Source organism: Bacillus mesophilum (assembly GCF_008923265.1).
GTDB lineage: Bacteria > Bacillota > Bacilli > Bacillales > Cytobacillaceae > Cytobacillus > Cytobacillus mesophilum.
Map to the genome: position 1 here is coordinate 193,399 of NZ_WBOT01000006.1, position 17,102 is coordinate 210,500.

The following is a 17,102-nucleotide window of genomic DNA, read 5'->3' on the forward strand; positions in this document are numbered from 1 at the left end:
ATTTTCATTATAATTTTGTTTTTATTATTATAGTAATAATTTACTATTTATGTATTTTAATTGAAAAAAGTGTATTAATTCCCTTATAATGAACAGGAAAAAATTACATAACGAGGTGTAGACAGTGAAAACGAAAATGTTGGCAGTTTCTATCTTATCATCAGCACTACTTTTAGCTGCATGTGGAAATAGCAGCAATGAGGAAACATCAGCAGCAAATGAAACGGATGAAGCAGTAAAGACGGAACAAACAGAGGAAGTTGAACCGGCAGAACAAGAAGAAGCTGAGGAAAGCAGTCAGACAAGTGAATTTTTAAATCCGCTCTTAGAAGAAACGGAAGGCACTATTGAAAGCATCTATAAAAACGAATCACCACAGTATACCCATAGTTTAGATGGCTTTAACATTTCCGTGAATCAATATGAAATTACTAAAATCACAGATATGAATCAGGATTACGCTTCTTATTTTAATGATGAAGTAAATGGGTATGTTGTTTCGGCAGAAGTGACACTCGAAAATACAACAGATAAAAACCTATACTATAATAACTTCCATAAAATCCAACTCGAAAATGAGTTAGATTATATTAACTCTGAAAGCAAAAATTTAATACCTGAAGACCAGCAGATTCAAAAGCTCAGAAAGAATCAAGATGAAATTAGCTTATATGAAGCTGGCGAAAAGGTAACCGGTTTGGTAACGTTTATTTTAACAGAAGCAGAATTTGAAAAAATGAAAACTGTAACTCCTAAATATATTATTGAGGGTGGAATAGCTGATAATAAGGACTACTCCGGCAGCAATCTTGAAAATTCACCAGCCTATGATTTTGTCTATGCTGGTGAGCAGGCTTCAGCTGTTGCTGATCAGCCTTCTCTTTACCAGGATCGCCTCACAACAGATAACTGGGCTGATAAGACCATCCTCTTTGAAGAAGAAGGAATAAATGAGACAAAGGAAATCGGTGATGTAACAGTAACACTTGAAGGTGTCCAATACACTGATGTTGTCCCGACCGATGCAAATGCATCCATGTTCACTGATTTTGGTGACAGCGGAATTGTTGCCCTAACCGTTAAAATGAACATTGATAATCAGTCCGATTCTGCAGTTAATATTTCTAATTTAGGCACGATGCTTGATGTTGATGACAGCAGAGCAAGATATTTAAACGTTGCACAAGCTGAGCCACGAGACCCGCGAGAGATTGCTGCAGGAGAAGCTGGAGAGAAGTATCATGTCTTTTTATTCAGAAAAGATGAATTTTCCATCTACAAAAAATTTACGATGGAATTTGGTCCATTTTATCTTGAAAGCGGCGAAAAAGCATTCAAAGGCGAGCAAGCCATCTTTGAACTTCCAAATCCACACCAATAATGCGCTAAAAAACCCCAGAAGATTTTCCTGGGGTTTTTCTGTTTTATCCAAACTCCCGTTCAAGCTTTCCAGGATTATATTCATAGGGGATATTTTAAAAGTCATGTACACCCCGAGTGAAAACCCTGTACTGCTTCTAGGGAAGATATTATTATAAAGTTTTCTCCATCAAATGATCTGTAATTTCCTATTCTCACCATGATAAAATATTTATAGTTTCATAAACTTTTAAAGCAGTTATAAATTTAACGTCATTGTAAGAATGAGGTGATCATATGCCTGATTGGTCTTATCATACCATTTTTAAACCTTTATTATCACGCCTTCCTGCTCAAACTGGCAGAGCTTTTATTCACAATGCAATGAATACGATGGTTCATCTTCCATTCGGCAGCAGGTTTGTTGAATTTTTAGGACATTTAAAGCCATCAGATTCTCTAAAGCATCCATTTTTTAAATACCAGCTGAAAAGCAGAGTTGGATTAAGCGGAAGAATTGATCCGCATTTAATTGGAACATCTGCATTTAATCAGCTTGGTTTTGGCTTCTTAGAAATTGGCCCGGTTTCCCTTCATCAGGATGCAGCAGAAGAAATGCCTTTATTTTCAGAAGATCGAACTTCCTTATATTTACCATCACAAACCTATTCAATTGGCTTAAGTCAAACCATCACACAGTTAAAAAAGCATCGAGTGGATATTCCATTATTAATCCGACTTCGCCATCCACAGGGAAACGAAATTGAAAAACAAAACGAGCTCCGCGAAATGGCTTATAGATTAGAAGAGTTTGCAGCCGCTTTTGTGATCGAGGCCGATGGGGATAGATGCAATCTCGAGGAAATCAGCAGGATGTCTGCAACCCTTCCATGTCCCGTAATTCCCGCTATAAAGGCTGAAGATATTAGCATCATAGAATGGGAGCACTTAACAAAACATGAAATAATATTGATTGATACAGATCATCAAGTTTCAACTGAATCTCTTTTGGCAGATGTTCAAAATTTACAGCACTATACAAACATCATGGTTTCAGGAGTCATTCATGAGCCTGATGACGCTGTAAAACTTTATCATGCCGGCTGCAGATTTATGATGCTATCAGAAGGATATGTTATATCAGGTCCAGGACTTCCAAAGCGCATCAACGAGGCACTTGCAGATGAAAGCAAAGAAGATATTCCTAATGGAAAGCAATCTGGATGGATTTATTATTGGCTTTTTGGGTTATGCATTTTAATTGGCGGACTTATTGCCTTGCTGTTCAGTATGAGCAGAGTGATTTTACCTTATGACGAAACCTTTTTGGGCATGACAAGAGAACAGCTTTTGCTCGTTAACCCGAAAATCATCCAATTCATGGCGCATGATCGGATGACACTTGCCGGAACAATGATTTCTGGAGGATTTCTGTATATGCAGCTGGCAAAACACGCTGTCAGAAACAACATCCATTGGGCAAGAAAAGCTGTCATGATTGCAGGCACTGCTGGTTTTCTTGGTATTCTCTTATTCATTGGCTTCGGGTATTTCGATTGGCTGCATGGATTACTTTGGCTGATCCTCTTGCCTTTTTTTATCCTTGGGTCAAAAAAAACGAAGGAAGCAAAGCAATCTCCCTCGTCTAAAAACAGAAAAAATACAGCAGCATGGAAAACAGCCCTCTGGGGGCAGCTATGCTTTGTTGTACTTGGATTTTCATTTGTCATAGGGGGAATTGTGATCTCGGTCATTGGCGCATCAAATGTTTTTGTGAACACAGATTTAACTTTTATCTGTATGACACCAGAACAGCTCAGCAAGTTAAATGACCAGCTGATTCCTGTCATAGCACATGACCGCGCCGGGTTTGGCAGCGCCTTGTTTAGTGTTGGACTGCTGGTACTAATGATTTCATTGTGGGGATTTCATGAAGGAGCAAGCTGGGTATGGAACACGCTTTTGATAGGGGGAATCCCTGCTTTTGCTGCAGGGATTTCAACCCATTTTATCATCGGCTATACTACTTTTATCCACTTGCTGCCTGCCTATTTTGCTCTGTTTTTATTTGTGGCAGGACTGCTGCTATCAAGGAAATTTTTAAGAAAATAACACTCACAAAATACTGTTTGTAAAGTCACGAATCAGCTTAGGTAAGGTATGAAACGTATATGGCTTATACACACGTTCGGTCCACTTATGACCGCCTTTGCCGAATACACCGAGATTAATAGAAGGGATATTCAGCTGTGTCATGGTTTTAAGAGGCAGCGGAAAGAGAGCGTCCATTGCAGGGAAGTTTTTCCGCAATGTGCTTATATCTTCCTCGCTTCCTTGAAATGACATAAAGCTTCCGTCGGCTAAATAAGGGAAGTATTTTCTTATTTTAAAGGTTTCCCCTGTTTCAACTGCTGTTTGCTCCAGAATATTCATTAAGATGGTTCTTAAGCTGGTGTCTTTTGATTCTGACTCACGCAATGAATTAGACGGTAAAAAAGGTGTTCCATAGAACAAGATGACTCGAGGCTTCTTTTCTGGATCAGCGTGCTGCAATGCTTCCACAATTTCAAAAGCAGTCATTCTGGCATCCATCTTTGCCAACCGGCATAGATGGAGTGTCTCGCTTATGATCTCGTCTGTTTCAATTCCTTCCCTTTTTAGTCTGTCCAAAAGATCTTTGAGCGTTAGAACCTCAATTGCCCAATTGACATCTCTTTTCGGAAGATTATTTGTTTTTCTGTATAACTCGAACGTATCTTCAAGCCGCTTTTCAATCGCTGTACATGCTTCGGCTGCTATTTTGACTAGCTCATCTGTTACGGTTTGTAGAGGTTTTTCGTATATAAAATAGTGAAAAAAGATCCTGCTTGTTACCGCTGTCTGGACATCATATCTCTTTTTTTCATCTCTCATATATAAACAGCTGGGCGGCAGAACAAGCTCATCAGAGAGCTTTTCAGTGAGATGAAAATTTTGATTGATTCTTGTATTCAATTCTGCTGCAATTAAGGTTGAATCTACTCCAAGGAGACTTTCACCTACATGTGACTCTCTTCCAAAGACCGCAAAGCTCGGAAGTAATTTCCCAGCTGCCCCTGTATAAATATATTTTGTTTCATCTCCATCTGCTAAAGGGGATATAAAATCATTGTTTATAGCAGCTACATAATGCAAACCTTTTTTCTCCTTTAATGAGATCAGTTCTGAAAGTGCTGAGCGAATGCCCGCATGTTCTCCCTCTTCATCCGGATTAAACATAACCAGCAGATTCCCAGGCAATTCTTCTCTATTTTCACAATAGTACAGCAGATTAACGAGATGGACAGCGATGCCACTTTGCATATCCAAAGCTCCTCTTCCGAATAACCATTGTTCTGAAGCCGCATCTTTTTCAAGCTCCGGGTCATTGGGTGAAGATGAAAAGAATTCTTTTAACCCTTGAGGATCGTGGGCAATATCCTGTATAGCTCCATAATCCTCTGTTCCGACTGTATCAATATGTGAATGATAAACGACCGTTTCTTTTACCTCTTTACTACTTGGCAAAAAAGCAAAAACATTTTTGCGTGAAAGGGAATCTTCTTTGATTTCTGAAAGCCAAACGTTTTCAGGGTGATCACTGAAGTAGGGAAACTGCCCGATCAAATCTGCAATCCATTCAGCCTTTTCCACTTCTCCAAACGTTAAAGTATAACTTTTCTGTCTCACAAGCATTTGGGTCAGGTATTCTGCCTGTTCAGGCAAGCTCAATGTCCGTAAATATGAATACATTTAATACTCCCCCTACTCTATGTATATGACGGTGGTGCTAAAAGCCAAGTCACGCTAACATATCAGCACCCACTTACATTAATTCCTCTTCCAATCTATTAAAGATTATATTTCAGAATATTATATCAACTTTTCCATAGATTTGGTTAGATTATGTTAAATTCATTAAAAATATGCAATTTAGACTTGAAAACTGCTCTTTAAACGAATAATATATAATTTGCGTCTTTAAATGTTCGTTTTTTTGAGCATACTAGAACACAAACTGTCTTTTTTCATTGGAGGATTATCTTATGTTTAAATTAAAGGAAAATGGAACATCTGTGAAAACTGAAATGATGGCTGGGATTACAACGTTCCTGACTATGGTTTATATAGTTGTTGTAAACCCTGGCATATTAGCAGATGCCGGTGTTCCTTTTGAGCAAGTTTTTATTGCAACGATCATTGCCGCTGCAGCAGGTACCATTTGGATGGCATTATTTGCAAATTACCCGATTGCCATTGCACCTGGTATGGGATTAAATGCATACTTTGCTTATTCTGTTGTCGGTACTCATGGAAATATTGATTATGCAACAGCTTTTGCAGCTGTTTTTGTAGCAGGGATTATTTTTATCATTTTATCGTTAACACCTTTTCGCAGTAAATTAATTGAAGCAATTCCGGATAATCTTAAGCACGGAATCACTGCAGGAATTGGGTTATTCATTGCTTTCATCGGCCTGCGCTTAACAGGTCTGATTACTAGTCATCCTACCAACTTAGTGGCATTAGGAGATCTGACATCATCTTCATCTGTCCTTGCTTTAGTAGGATTGGCCTTTACATTGATTTTAATGGCGTTAAATGTGAACGGTGCATTATTCTTCGGTATGATTGCAACTGGATTAATCGCCTACTTTACTGGACAGCTTGCATTTGAGCAGGGAATTATGGCACTGCCTTCTCTTCCTGAGGGCATCATTGTTTTCAACCCGATTGATGCAATTGGAGAAGTTGTTCAGCATGGATTATATGCCGTTGTCTTTTCTTTTTTGCTTGTAACGATTTTTGATACAACTGGAACGATGGTTGGGGTTGCCCAGCAGGCTGGACTTATGAAAAATAATAATCTGCCGCGTGCAAGACAAGCATTATTATCAGATTCTGTCGCTACGACTATTGGTTCGATGTTTGGAACAAGCCCAACCACAGCTTATATTGAATCGACTTCAGGAGTTGCTGCCGGCGGGCGTACAGGTCTTACTTCATTAACCGTTGGTGTTCTGTTTATCTTAGCAGCCTTCTTTGGACCGCTTGTCAGCGCGGTTTCTGGCATTTCTGCTATTACAGCACCAGCATTAATTATTGTCGGAAGCCTTATGATGGGCAGCATCGCTCATATCAAATGGGGAGAAATTGACGAGGCATTTCCTGCGTTTATTATTATCTTGAGCATGCCGCTCACTTCCAGCATTGCTACAGGAATTGCCCTTGGATTTATCAGCTATCCAATTTTAAAAGTAGCAAGAGGAAAATGGAAAGATGTTCATCCGCTTGTTTACGTTTTTGCTGTATTGTTTTTATATCAATTGGCGTTTCTGCCGCATTAATTAGACGGACCTGGTTTGTTCCAGGTCCATTTTTTTGTCTTTTGGCTGAACATTTCGTTGTTTTAATGTAGATTTTTTAGTGTTATATGATGGTAAAAAACCTAATATCCTCCGTTCTGAAAAAATATCCGCCATTAGAAGTGTCTTATCCGCCGTTATTTTCATATATCCGCCAAAAACACCGATTTATCCGACAAACCCAAAAACTCGTCCTGCTTCCAAACGAAAAAAGCACCCCAGCCCTAAAAGCTGAAATGCTTCACTCTTATTCCTTAAACTCTTTCAAAAATGTAGGCATCTCCGTCCTTTTCAACACATTTCACTTCATCGTTAATCTGCACTTCTTCTGACAATCGACCAGTGACCCTGAGGCCGCTCGGTGTATCAATTAAAGCGACGGTATAGGGTGCAAGGTGTGCATATTCCTTTGAAGTTACATGAATTCTTGTGAAAGAAAACACCTTACCATCACCCTCTTCCGCTGTCTTCGTAAAAGAAGTGCCTTTACAGACCGGGCAAAGCCATTTTCGCTGAACAAATTGCTTTTGACAGCCTGTGCATTCAAACACTTGTATGTTTGCCATGTTTATTTGACCCCCTCAAAAATATGAACGGTCGAATACGCGCCAGTTCCACCCAGGTTTTGTGCAAGACCGATGCGTGCTCCTTCAACCTGATTGCAGCTTGTTCCGCGCAATTGTGAAACAATTTGATAAATTTGTGCTAGACCTGTTGCACCAATCGGATGTCCCTTTGAGAGCAGCCCGCCGCTCGTATTAACCGGAACTACTCCGCCATGTTTGGTTAGACCTTTCTCAACGGCCTCCCAGCCTGTTCCTTTTGCAAAGAAACCAAGTTCTTCAATGGATAGAATTTCTGTCATCGAAAAACAATCATGCAGCTCCACCACATCAATATCCTCAGGACCCAAACCTGCTTTTTCATACGCACGCCGTGCTGATTCTTTTACAGCAGGTAAGCTTAAAAGGTCAGCAGCTTCCTGCATTTGAGTCGTACCAGATGCCTGACCTGAAGAGCGGACAATAACTCCATTTTCACCTTTTGAAAGAACGATCGCTGCAGCGCCGTCACTTGTCGGGGAGCAATCGAATAAGCCTAACGGTTCTGTGATCATTCGAGCGGACATGTAGTCCTCCATGGTCGCAGGTTTAGTAAATTGAGCAATTGGGTTATGAAGCGCGTATTCCCTGTTTTTAAGGGCTACATGTGCCAAATGCTTTTTGCTGGCTCCTGTTTCATAAAAATACCGGTTTGCAACAGTTCCAAAAAATCCTGGGAATGTCAGTCCCGCGTGCTTTTCATTTGAATCATTATCCATCGCAGCATTAATGGCATTTGTAATGACTTCTGTAGGAGCACCTTTCATTTTTTCAACGCCAGCCACCAGCACGTTTTCATATTCTCCGCTTTGAATCATCAAGAATGCCTGACGGAAGGCAATCCCTCCTGATGCACAGGCTCCCTCTACTTTAACGGTCGGAATAGCTCCTAAACTAAGATCGTTTGCCACAATTGCACCTAGTATTTCCTGATTGCCAAGTGACCCGGACATAAAGTTTCCAACATAGACTGCATCAATTTTGGGGAAATCAGCTTCCTTTATGGCTTGAAAACAGGCATCCAACAGCAGGCTTTTTAAAGTTTCTCCTTCATGTGTGCCGAATGTCGTGATTCCAAGTCCAGATACATTCACTTTGTTCATTGTACTCCGCTCCCCTCCTGTTCCCGCAGCTCCCTTTTTAAAATTTTTCCATAACTGCTTTTTGGCAATTCTTTAACAATATGAATCTGTTTTGGCTTTTTATAGCTTGCCAGATGATCCTTGCACAGCAGGAGTAATTCATCTTCGTCCACTATATGCCCCTCATTTAAAACACAATAAGCAACGACCATTTCGCCCCACTTTTCATCAGCAATCCCAAGGACACAAGTTTCTTTAATGCCTTCATGCTTATTTATGACCTCTTCAATTTCTCTTGGATATATATTTAAACCGCCGCTGATGATAACATCCTTTTTGCGGTCGACAATATGCAGATAGCCATGCTCGTCACACCAGCCTAAATCACCTGTATAAAGCCAGCCATCTCTTAATGTTTCCTTCGTTGCCTTTTCATTTTTCCAGTAGCCCTGCATAACCAATGGACCTTTGCAGATGATTTCGCCAATTTCTCCTTGAGGCACCTCTGCACCATGATCATCGACCAGCTTCATTTCAACAAATGGACCTGCTGAACCGCAGGATTCAAGTCTGTTCACGAGTTCTTGCCTCGGCATCACCGTAATAGTCATAGGAGCTTCTACCTGGCCATATGTCTCAATAAAAATAGGTCCCGCCTTCTCAATCGCCTGCTTTAATTTGCTTGCAGCTATAGAAGACCCTGCCATATTAATAGATTTAATATTTGATAATTTTTTTGCATCAAAATCTGGGCTCTGAATCATTAGATTTACCATTGTTGGCACCATAAAGATAAAAGAAACCTTCTCTTTTTCTACATCATTCAAAAACTCAGAAGGATTAAATTTATCAAATATCACTTGAGTTAAGCCGAACAGCCATGAAATATGTGATAAAAAGTTGCTTCCATGCGTCAAAGGAGCAACATGCCCAACAACATCATCTGCTGTGATCTCGCAGACAAGTGCCAATGAAAGAGCGCTTGAAATCATATTTCGATGTGACAGCATAACCCCTTTTGGCTTACCCGTTGTACCAGAAGTATACATGATCGCAAATAAATCATCTTCCTCTACATCCATTTCTGGCTGTAAAAATTCTTCTGCAAATATCCATTCCTCATACTCATGACCAATAAATACACACTGGCAGCTGCGTGTTACCTTTTCAATCAGAACTTCTTCACCTATTAAAATCTGCACATCAGCATTCTCTAAAATGTATTCAACTTCTTTTTCATGCAAGCGGTAATTAAGAGGAACTTTGATAAAGCCGCCGAATGCGGCCGCTAAATCAAGCTCAATATGCTCCAGTCGATTGGACATTAAAATGCCTATGCGGTCGCCTTTTTTCAAGCCGGCTTTTTTTAATGCTGCATATAACTGAAAGACTCTTGTTTGGAGCTGGGCATATGTTAAACTTCGATAAGCATCTTTAACAGCTATTTTATCTGGGTAACGCTTAAATACTTTCCCTGCTAAGTCAGCGATCGTTTGCATGATTACGCCTCACTTTCATCATAAAAGTTAAACAGTGAAAAACCTGATGGCTGATAGGTTTCTCTTACAGGCTGAATGCCTTCAGCCACTATAATGGTGAATTCGAGCGTAATCGCTACGATTGTTTTTCCTTCTAAGAAGTGGCCGCCAGAGACATTTTTGCGATGATCTACAAAGACACCGTGAAAATGAATATCAAGATCTCCTTGTTCATCTACTCCAATAAACCCATTGCCTGAAAGCAATTCAACAGGGGTGTTCCATTGAATCGGTTTTGAATAAACCATCTCTCCATCGTTATAATCCAATTGCACGATCTCTATATTAGAAAGCGAGCCAATGCATGAAAGCGAGCCTGATTTTACTCCATGCCGCTCACAAGCCTTTTTTATTCCGCCCAGCAAGTCTTCTCCAGGAGCAAGATAGCCCATAATGATGCCTCTTTTTTGATCAAATACAGATCGTGATGTGCGCTGAACTTGTACTTTAACCAATGGCAGCGCCCCCGCATACCTTTAGTACTTGACCGGTCGTGTAGCCTGCCTCTTTTGATGCAAGATACAAAACAGCCTCGCCGATATCATCAGGTGTGCCCATTCTTTTTACAACTTGACTGTCCAGGTTGTAGGCCATTCCTTTTGTAATAGCCGTTTCAACCGCTCCTGGAGCAATGCTGTTACAGACAATACCCAGCGGTCCCACTTCTTTGGCTACCCATTTCGTAAAAGCAATAACGCCGCCCTTGGATGCCGCATAGCCAGGGCCGGACCTTCCTTTCGTACTTCCTGGCTCGAAGCTTGAAATATGTCCGCCAACTAAGCCCGAAATCGAACTGATATTAACAATTCGTCCATACTGCTGCTCCTTCATATAAGGATAGATCACTGCCTGTGTCAGAAAGAAAGTCGCCTTTAAGTTCGTATCCATATCACGGTCCCACATCTCTTCGGTCATTTCTTCTAAATCCAGTCTGCTGCATGTTCCGGCATTGTTGACAAGGATATCTATTCTGCCTAATTTCTCATGTACATCTTTTACCAGATTTTGAATGGCAGATTGGTCTCTTATATCCACTTCATATGAAAATACCTGCACAGCGCGATATAGTTCATAAATTTCTGCTTTTGTTTCCTCACTTGACATTAAATCGACAAGCACTACGTGCGCACCTTCCCGCGCCAACACTTTCGCACAGCTTGCCCCAATTCCTCTTGACGCACCCGTTACAATCGCTACACAATCTTTAACTTTCATCTATAAACCCTCCTATTTAACTCCTAATAAATCTGGTAAAAATGTTGTAATTGCCGGAATATATGTGATCAGAAGCAGTACAACTACTGATGCGATAAAAAATGGGATGATTCTCTTTGTTATCTGATTCAAGGTGACATTTGCCTGCCCAGATGCAACAAATAAGTTGACACCAACAGGCGGGGTAAATAAGCCAATAGCCAGATTCACTGTCATAATTAAACCGAATACTGTAGGATCTACTCCCAAAAAGAGCATGACCGGCAATAAAATAGGTACAAAAATATAGAAAGCGGATATAGCATCCATAAAGGCCCCGGCAATGAGCAAAAGTATATTAACCAGCAGAAGAATAATAAACTTATTGTCTGTTAGACCCAGTAACCCATCAGAAATCTGCTGTGCAATCTGCTCAGTCGTAATTAAATAAGCAAAAACAGATGCTGCACTTACAATAAACATGACTGTGGCAGTCTGAACGGAAGAAGCTATAAGGATTTTTTTAATATCCTTCAGCTTCAGCTCTTTATAGACAAACACGCCCACAAACAATCCATAAAAGACTGCGACTACAGCAGATTCGGTCGGAGTAAAAACTCCACCATAAATTCCGCCTAATATAATAATCGGAATAAGCAAACCCCAAATCGCATCATAAAACGCTTTCATTTTTTCTGAAAATGGAATCTTTTCTGCGGCTGCAGAGATTTCCTGTTCTATATGTTTTTCTGAATCTGTTAAGGCTCTTTCACTCATATCTTTTTTCTTCACATATAAAGCCGCTACAATAAGCGCTATTCCTAAAAGAATACCTGGGATGATTCCAGCAATGAACAGCCTTCCGATAGAAACAGCAATTTGATCGCCAGCTACGACCGCAAAGACAATGAGCGCAATACTTGGCGGAATGATAATGCCAATTGAACCTGAGCTTGCCAGCAGTGCAGCGGCTGACTCCTTTTTCATGCCGTTCTTAACAAGAGCCGGTGTTAAAATACCCCCAATTGCGGCTACCGTTGCTGGCCCAGATCCTGAAATAGCGGCAAAAAAGATCGCCGTCATGACAGTGACAAGAATAATGCCGCTTTTTCGATGTCCCACAAAGACATCAGCCAAATGGATCAGGCGCTTAGAAATTCCCGCATACTCCATGATGACTCCAGCAATAACAAAGAATGGAATGGCAAGAAGTGTAAACTTCGCCACACTGGTGTACATAATATCTGCTGCAATTTCGATGGATGAGAAACCCATAGAGGTTATTAATGTCACGATGGATGCTGCTGCCAGTGAAATGGCAATCGGCACTCTAAGGAGCAGCAGCAGAAAAAACAAACCAAAAAGAATAATCGCTTCCATTACCATCAGTCACTTTCTGTTTTTAAAATTTTTAACTCTTTTACCATGGATTCAATCGCCCGAATGACACATAACACACAGCCTGCAGGAAAGCCGATTGTAAATACCCATTGTGACCACCCTAAAGCAGGTGTCATCTGATTCGTCATCATTTGAAACTGAACCATCATCGCTCCATAATAAGCACATAAAGCAAACACAATAATAACGATCAATCCCGAAAACAGAACAAGTGCCTTTTTTAATGACTCATTCACTTTATCAAATATGAGTGTAAAACCTAGGTGTGCCTTCTCTCTCACTCCCACAGCAGCGCCAACAAAAGTTAGCAGAACAAATAAATTAATCGTGATTTCTTCTGTAAAAGCAAGTGAATTGCCAAAAAAGTATCTTGAAATGACATTTAAGAAAGCAATTAAACACATAATGGATGCACTTAAGATTAAGACGCCATTTTCAACCTTAGCCAGCAGTGTAGACATGGACTAACACATCCTTCTATTGATTTTCCTGGAAGGCTTTCAAAAGATCCTCTCCCCAGATAGACTCATATTTGTCATAAATTGGCTGAGATGCATCTTTAAACTCATTCATTTCTTCCTCTGATGGGTAATACAATTGCATTCCAGCTTCTTCTAAACTTTTAATTTGCTCTTCCTCAAGCTTTCTAGCTTCAGCAATCTGAAACTCGTTCGCATTAGCTGCTGCTGTCTGAATAATCTCCTGATCACTTTCACTTAAAGAATCAAATAATTTTTTATTCATTCCAAGAACCAGCGGATCGTAAGAATAGTTCCACATTGTCATATAATCCTGTACTTCATTCAGCTTTGATGAATGAATAACGTCAATTGGATTTTCCTGTCCATCAATCGTTCCAGACTGCAGGGAAGTAAAGACTTCAGAGAATGTCATCGTAGAAGGGTTAGCGCCAAACTCAGTCCATAAATCTGTGTACATTTTAATTCCGGGAATTCTAACTTTTAATCCTGCTAAATCATCTGGAGAAGTAATTTCCTTTGTGCTGTTAGTTAATTGACGGAAACCGTTTTGCCCAAAGCCCAAAGGCTCTACTCCGAAATCTCTAAGAATCTTTTTAATTTCTTCACCGCCAGGTCCGTTTAGCTTCTCATCCACTTCTTCTAAATCACTGAATAAAAATGGTGCACTTAATACGCCAAGCTTTTCATTCAGGATTGAATAGATGATTGTTGAATTGTAAGTTAAATCAATTGTTCCCTTTGCCAATGACTCTACCGCCTTACCGGAATCTCCGCCTGAAAGCTGTTCATTTGCAAATATGTCAATGGTAATGCGGCCATCTGTCTCAGCTTCTACTTCCTCAGCAAACTTTTCAGCCGCCTTATACCAGGTAGAGCTGTCACTTACCGTCACGGACATTTTTAAGTTATGCTTATCATCACTGCTGCCTGCACTTGATTCACTACCGCAGCCGCTTAAAATCAGCGAAAAGATAACGCTTACAAAAATAAATAAAAACCTCTTTTTATTTTTCATTTACGATACTCCTCCTTGTTTTATAGCCTAATAGATTGGAAATCTTGCCTGCTACTATTAACGATTCTGATACAGCAAACTCCACTTTATCCGGAGTGAATCGATAAGAAACCCCCGCGATAGACAAAGATGCAACAATTTTTCCGGTGTGATCATAAATTGGGACAGCAATTCCCCGTAAATATTCCTCCCATTCTTCATGATCCACCGCATAGCCTTGGCTTCTGATTTTCCTGATTTCTTCTCGGAATACGTTTTGGTCTGTAATCGTATTGTCTGTTATTTTCGTTAGCTTTTGCCTCAACAAGTAATCTTCCAGTTCCATTTCACTTAAATGGGATAAATAAAGCTTGCCGCTCGCTACACAATAGAACGGTGCCGTTTTCCCTGAATCCACTACAATGCGCAGGGCGGACGGGCTTTCAACTTTGCCTAAATAAAAGACCGTATCATGGCGATAAGTAGAAATAATAGCGCTTTCATTTACTTTGACCGAAAGTTCTTCCAAATGGTGTTTGACCATATCAAACAGTTTTAGTTCGAAAAATACTTTGGTGCCTAACGTTTGGAATTTGTAAGAAATTTGATATTCATCGTTTTCATTTTTTTCGATGTACTGAAGTGATTCTAAGGTGGAAACATAACGGTGGATGGTTGCTTTGTTGCTTTTCATTAGGGTAATTAGGTCCATAAAACTTCGTGGATGTTCAACAATGAGTTCGAGCAGCTGAAATGCCTTTTCAACCGCTTTGATATTTTGCTCGATCTTTCGCTCCCCCTCTCCTGAAATGCGTAAAGTGATTTTCTGTTCAAAAAATGAAACTCAAGTTTCGTTTTCATTATATTTTCAAGTTCACAAAATAGTCAATATTTTTTAAATATAGTAACTATTCTTATTATTTTAGAAAAGTGATTTGGAATGTTCTATTATCGACAGTAAATGTGAGCCTTACAACTAATTTCGAGTTCACGATGTTAATAACTAGCTGAGCAGTAAGAAGAGATTTGTTCCATTGCGCTGCGGACACTCGCTTTCCGGGGGGAGGAAGCTGAGCCTCCTCGTCGCTGCCGCTCCTGCGGGGTCTCAGCCTTTCCTCTATTGCCCTCCGGAGTCGAGTGCCCTCCGCTTCATTCCACGCGTTTTAAAAGGTAATTTAGAGAATACAAGATAAAAACATAGACACATTGAAATAAATCAGAGCAAGCGATTTTACTGATCAGATATTTCGACATTACTTTTATGCGCATACAATAAAACATCCTCACAGTTACAATAATTATTATAGGAATAAATAGAAAAACTTAAAATTTTATTAAAAATAAGATATTTATAGCAGTCTCAAAAACATAAAATGAGTCTAAAAATTGTAACTCTTTGTTTCTCAAATGCTGCTAAAATAAAAAAACATTTTGGCGTGTGTGCCAAAATGTTAGAAATAGCTTGCTGATTGCAAGCCTATGTGCGAAATTATAATTTCCTTCCAGTGCTGCTAATTATAGTATTTGAAAACACCCGTAAAAAAACGCCCCAAATTAGGCTGGGACGTTTTTTGATTCTTATGCTTCTGCTTCAATTTTAGCATTCATATCGTTGTATGTGCTGCTGTCAATGTCACCAGTAATTCGGCTTGTAAGAATACCTGATGTCATTGACCCGCTTACGTTGACAGCTGTACGGCCCATGTCGATAAGAGGCTCAACGGAAATTAGAAGACCCGCTAAAGCAACAGGCAAGTCAAGTGCTGAAAGAACGAGGATAGCTGCGAATGTTGCTCCGCCGCCGACGCCCGCTACACCAAACGAACATAGTGCCACGATCAGAATGACTGTAAAAATAAATCCAGGTGTAAATGGATCGATTCCAACTGTTGGCGCAATCATTATGGCAAGCATCGCTGGGTAAATTCCAGCACAGCCATTTTGGCCGATTGATAATCCAAATGAGCCGGCAAAGTTGGCGACACCTTCAGAAACACCTAAAGATTTTTGAGTTTTAATGTTTAATGGAAGTGCACCAGCACTTGTTCTAGAAGTAAACGCAAATGTTAAAACTGGGAATGCCTTCTTTAGATAAGTCAATGGGTTTAAGCCCGCAAACGTGATTAACAATAAGTGAATAATAAACATAACCGCTAAAGCAACATATGAAGCAATCACAAACTTACCGAGACTGAGAATGGCATCAAAGTTACTTGTTGCAACCGTTCTAGTCATAATCGCAAGCACGCCATATGGAGTTAATCGGAGAATCAGCGTAACTACTCGCATAATTACCGCATAGAACGCATCTACAATCTTAGCAAATAACTCTGCATGCTCAGGTGTTTTTCTTCTAACTCCTAAATAAGCAATTCCTAAAAAAGCTGCAAAGATAACAACACCAATTGTTGAAGTGGATCTTGCTCCAGTTAAATCAGAAAACGGATTAGCCGGAAGCAATTCTAGAATCTGCTGCGGAAGAGTATTTCCTTCCATTTCCACTGAACGTTCTTCCAGCATCGTTCCGCGTGCTGTCTCAGCTTCACCTGCTGTAATTTGACCAGCTTCAAGTCCGAATCCAAAAGCAGATCCAATGCCGACTGCTGCAGCAACTGCTGTAGTTCCAACAAGCAATCCAAGGATCAGCACACTGATTTTCCCTATGTTATTGGTCAGTTTTAATTTAGTAAAAGCAGCCAAAATGGAGATAAATACAAGCGGCATAACAATCATCTGCAGGAATTTTACATAGCCATTCCCGACAATATTAAACCAGTCTGCACTTTGAGCAATAATATCTGAACCTGCTCCATAGGCGAATTGCAAAATAAAACCAAACAGAATTCCTAAACCTAAAGCGGTAAAAACTCTCTTTGAGAAAGAAACATGTTTCTTTTGCATGTAAAATAAAGCGAAAATAAGCAATAGCATAATAGCAATATTCAAAATTAATAAACCTGTCTCCATCTTCACACCTCCTATTAATATGTACCTCAAATACTGATTAACTATAAAACATGTAATCTGATCAGTCAAGTCGGAATTATAAGAATGAGCAAATCAGTC

Annotated in this window: 14 protein-coding genes; 3 read left to right on the plus strand and 11 right to left on the minus strand. The window is 39.9% G+C overall.

Annotated elements, in window-relative coordinates; all coding sequences use genetic code 11:
• Window positions 1-124: 124 nt before the first annotated feature.
• Entirely contained in the window at window positions 125-1,381 is a 1,257-nt protein-coding gene (locus tag F7732_RS17700) for a DUF5068 domain-containing protein (RefSeq protein ID WP_240056675.1), read from the plus strand.
• Window positions 1,382-1,656: 275 nt separating this feature from the next.
• Window positions 1,657-3,471 carry a dihydroorotate dehydrogenase gene (locus tag F7732_RS17705; protein WP_151575428.1) on the plus strand — a complete coding sequence of 605 codons (1,815 nt, stop codon included), beginning with the start codon at window positions 1,657-1,659 and terminating at the stop codon, window positions 3,469-3,471.
• A gap of 3 nt (window positions 3,472-3,474) precedes the next feature.
• Here the strand turns inward: F7732_RS17705 and F7732_RS17710 are convergent, their stop codons facing one another.
• Window positions 3,475-5,130, minus strand: a complete 1,656-nt coding sequence (locus F7732_RS17710; RefSeq protein ID WP_151575429.1) for a M20/M25/M40 family metallo-hydrolase — start codon at window positions 5,128-5,130, stop codon at window positions 3,475-3,477.
• Between the two features lie 293 nt (window positions 5,131-5,423).
• Between F7732_RS17710 and F7732_RS17715 the strand changes: the two genes are divergently transcribed.
• Window positions 5,424-6,725: an NCS2 family permease gene (locus tag F7732_RS17715; RefSeq protein ID WP_151575430.1), complete on the plus strand. Its 1,302-nt coding sequence runs from the start codon at window positions 5,424-5,426 to the stop codon at window positions 6,723-6,725.
• Between the two features lie 272 nt (window positions 6,726-6,997).
• On the opposite strand, the gene F7732_RS17720 is transcribed toward F7732_RS17715, so the two are convergent.
• From F7732_RS17720 to F7732_RS17765, 10 genes are all read right to left on the minus strand, one after another.
• The gene (locus tag F7732_RS17720) at window positions 6,998-7,309 is read right to left on the minus strand and encodes a Zn-ribbon domain-containing OB-fold protein (RefSeq protein ID WP_151575431.1); all 312 of its coding nucleotides are present in this window, start codon (window positions 7,307-7,309) and stop codon (window positions 6,998-7,000) included.
• Between the two features lie 2 nt (window positions 7,310-7,311).
• Window positions 7,312-8,448 carry a thiolase C-terminal domain-containing protein gene (locus F7732_RS17725; protein WP_151575432.1) on the minus strand — a complete coding sequence of 379 codons (1,137 nt, stop codon included), beginning with the start codon at window positions 8,446-8,448 and terminating at the stop codon, window positions 7,312-7,314.
• A complete protein-coding gene (locus F7732_RS17730; protein WP_151575433.1) occupies window positions 8,445-9,926 on the minus strand; it encodes a class I adenylate-forming enzyme family protein in 1,482 nt (493 codons plus the stop codon). The genes F7732_RS17725 and F7732_RS17730 overlap by 4 nt, the downstream gene beginning before the upstream one ends.
• Window positions 9,927-9,928: 2 nt before the next feature.
• Window positions 9,929-10,420, minus strand: a complete 492-nt coding sequence (locus F7732_RS17735) for a PPC domain-containing DNA-binding protein (RefSeq protein WP_151575434.1) — start codon at window positions 10,418-10,420, stop codon at window positions 9,929-9,931.
• Window positions 10,413-11,180: an SDR family NAD(P)-dependent oxidoreductase gene (locus F7732_RS17740; RefSeq protein WP_151575435.1), complete on the minus strand. Its 768-nt coding sequence runs from the start codon at window positions 11,178-11,180 to the stop codon at window positions 10,413-10,415. Before F7732_RS17740 ends, F7732_RS17735 begins: the two co-directional genes overlap by 8 nt.
• 12 nt (window positions 11,181-11,192) lie before the next feature.
• Complete coding sequence (locus F7732_RS17745; RefSeq protein WP_151575436.1) at window positions 11,193-12,539, minus strand: TRAP transporter large permease; 1,347 nt, start codon at window positions 12,537-12,539, stop codon at window positions 11,193-11,195.
• Between the two features lie 5 nt (window positions 12,540-12,544).
• Entirely contained in the window at window positions 12,545-13,021 is a 477-nt protein-coding gene (locus F7732_RS17750; RefSeq protein WP_151575437.1) for a TRAP transporter small permease, read from the minus strand.
• A 16-nt stretch (window positions 13,022-13,037) separates the two neighbouring features.
• Entirely contained in the window at window positions 13,038-14,057 is a 1,020-nt protein-coding gene (locus F7732_RS17755; protein ID WP_151575438.1) for a DctP family TRAP transporter solute-binding subunit, read from the minus strand.
• Window positions 14,047-14,859 carry an IclR family transcriptional regulator gene (locus F7732_RS17760; protein WP_338024132.1) on the minus strand — a complete coding sequence of 271 codons (813 nt, stop codon included), beginning with the start codon at window positions 14,857-14,859 and terminating at the stop codon, window positions 14,047-14,049. Before F7732_RS17760 ends, F7732_RS17755 begins: the two co-directional genes overlap by 11 nt.
• A gap of 755 nt (window positions 14,860-15,614) precedes the next feature.
• On the minus strand, window positions 15,615-17,003 hold the full coding sequence (locus F7732_RS17765; protein ID WP_151575440.1) for an L-cystine transporter: 1,389 nt from the start codon (window positions 17,001-17,003) through the stop codon (window positions 15,615-15,617).
• Between the last annotated feature and the right edge of the window lie 99 nt (window positions 17,004-17,102).

Coding starts and splice junctions, on each gene's coding strand:
- F7732_RS17745 (WP_151575436.1), bottom strand. CDS start 12,539: ATGGAAGCGATTATTCTTTTTGGTTTGTTTTTTCTGCTGCTGCTCCTT.
- F7732_RS17730 (WP_151575433.1), bottom strand. CDS start 9,926: ATGCAAACGATCGCTGACTTAGCAGGGAAAGTATTTAAGCGTTACCCA.
- F7732_RS17715 (WP_151575430.1), top strand. CDS start 5,424: ATGTTTAAATTAAAGGAAAATGGAACATCTGTGAAAACTGAAATGATG.
- F7732_RS17720 (WP_151575431.1), bottom strand. CDS start 7,309: ATGGCAAACATACAAGTGTTTGAATGCACAGGCTGTCAAAAGCAATTT.
- F7732_RS17740 (WP_151575435.1), bottom strand. CDS start 11,180: ATGAAAGTTAAAGATTGTGTAGCGATTGTAACGGGTGCGTCAAGAGGA.
- F7732_RS17725 (WP_151575432.1), bottom strand. CDS start 8,448: ATGAACAAAGTGAATGTATCTGGACTTGGAATCACGACATTCGGCACA.
- F7732_RS17765 (WP_151575440.1), bottom strand. CDS start 17,003: ATGGAGACAGGTTTATTAATTTTGAATATTGCTATTATGCTATTGCTT.
- F7732_RS17705 (WP_151575428.1), top strand. CDS start 1,657: ATGCCTGATTGGTCTTATCATACCATTTTTAAACCTTTATTATCACGC.
- F7732_RS17710 (WP_151575429.1), bottom strand. CDS start 5,130: ATGTATTCATATTTACGGACATTGAGCTTGCCTGAACAGGCAGAATAC.
- F7732_RS17750 (WP_151575437.1), bottom strand. CDS start 13,021: ATGTCTACACTGCTGGCTAAGGTTGAAAATGGCGTCTTAATCTTAAGT.
- F7732_RS17755 (WP_151575438.1), bottom strand. CDS start 14,057: ATGAAAAATAAAAAGAGGTTTTTATTTATTTTTGTAAGCGTTATCTTT.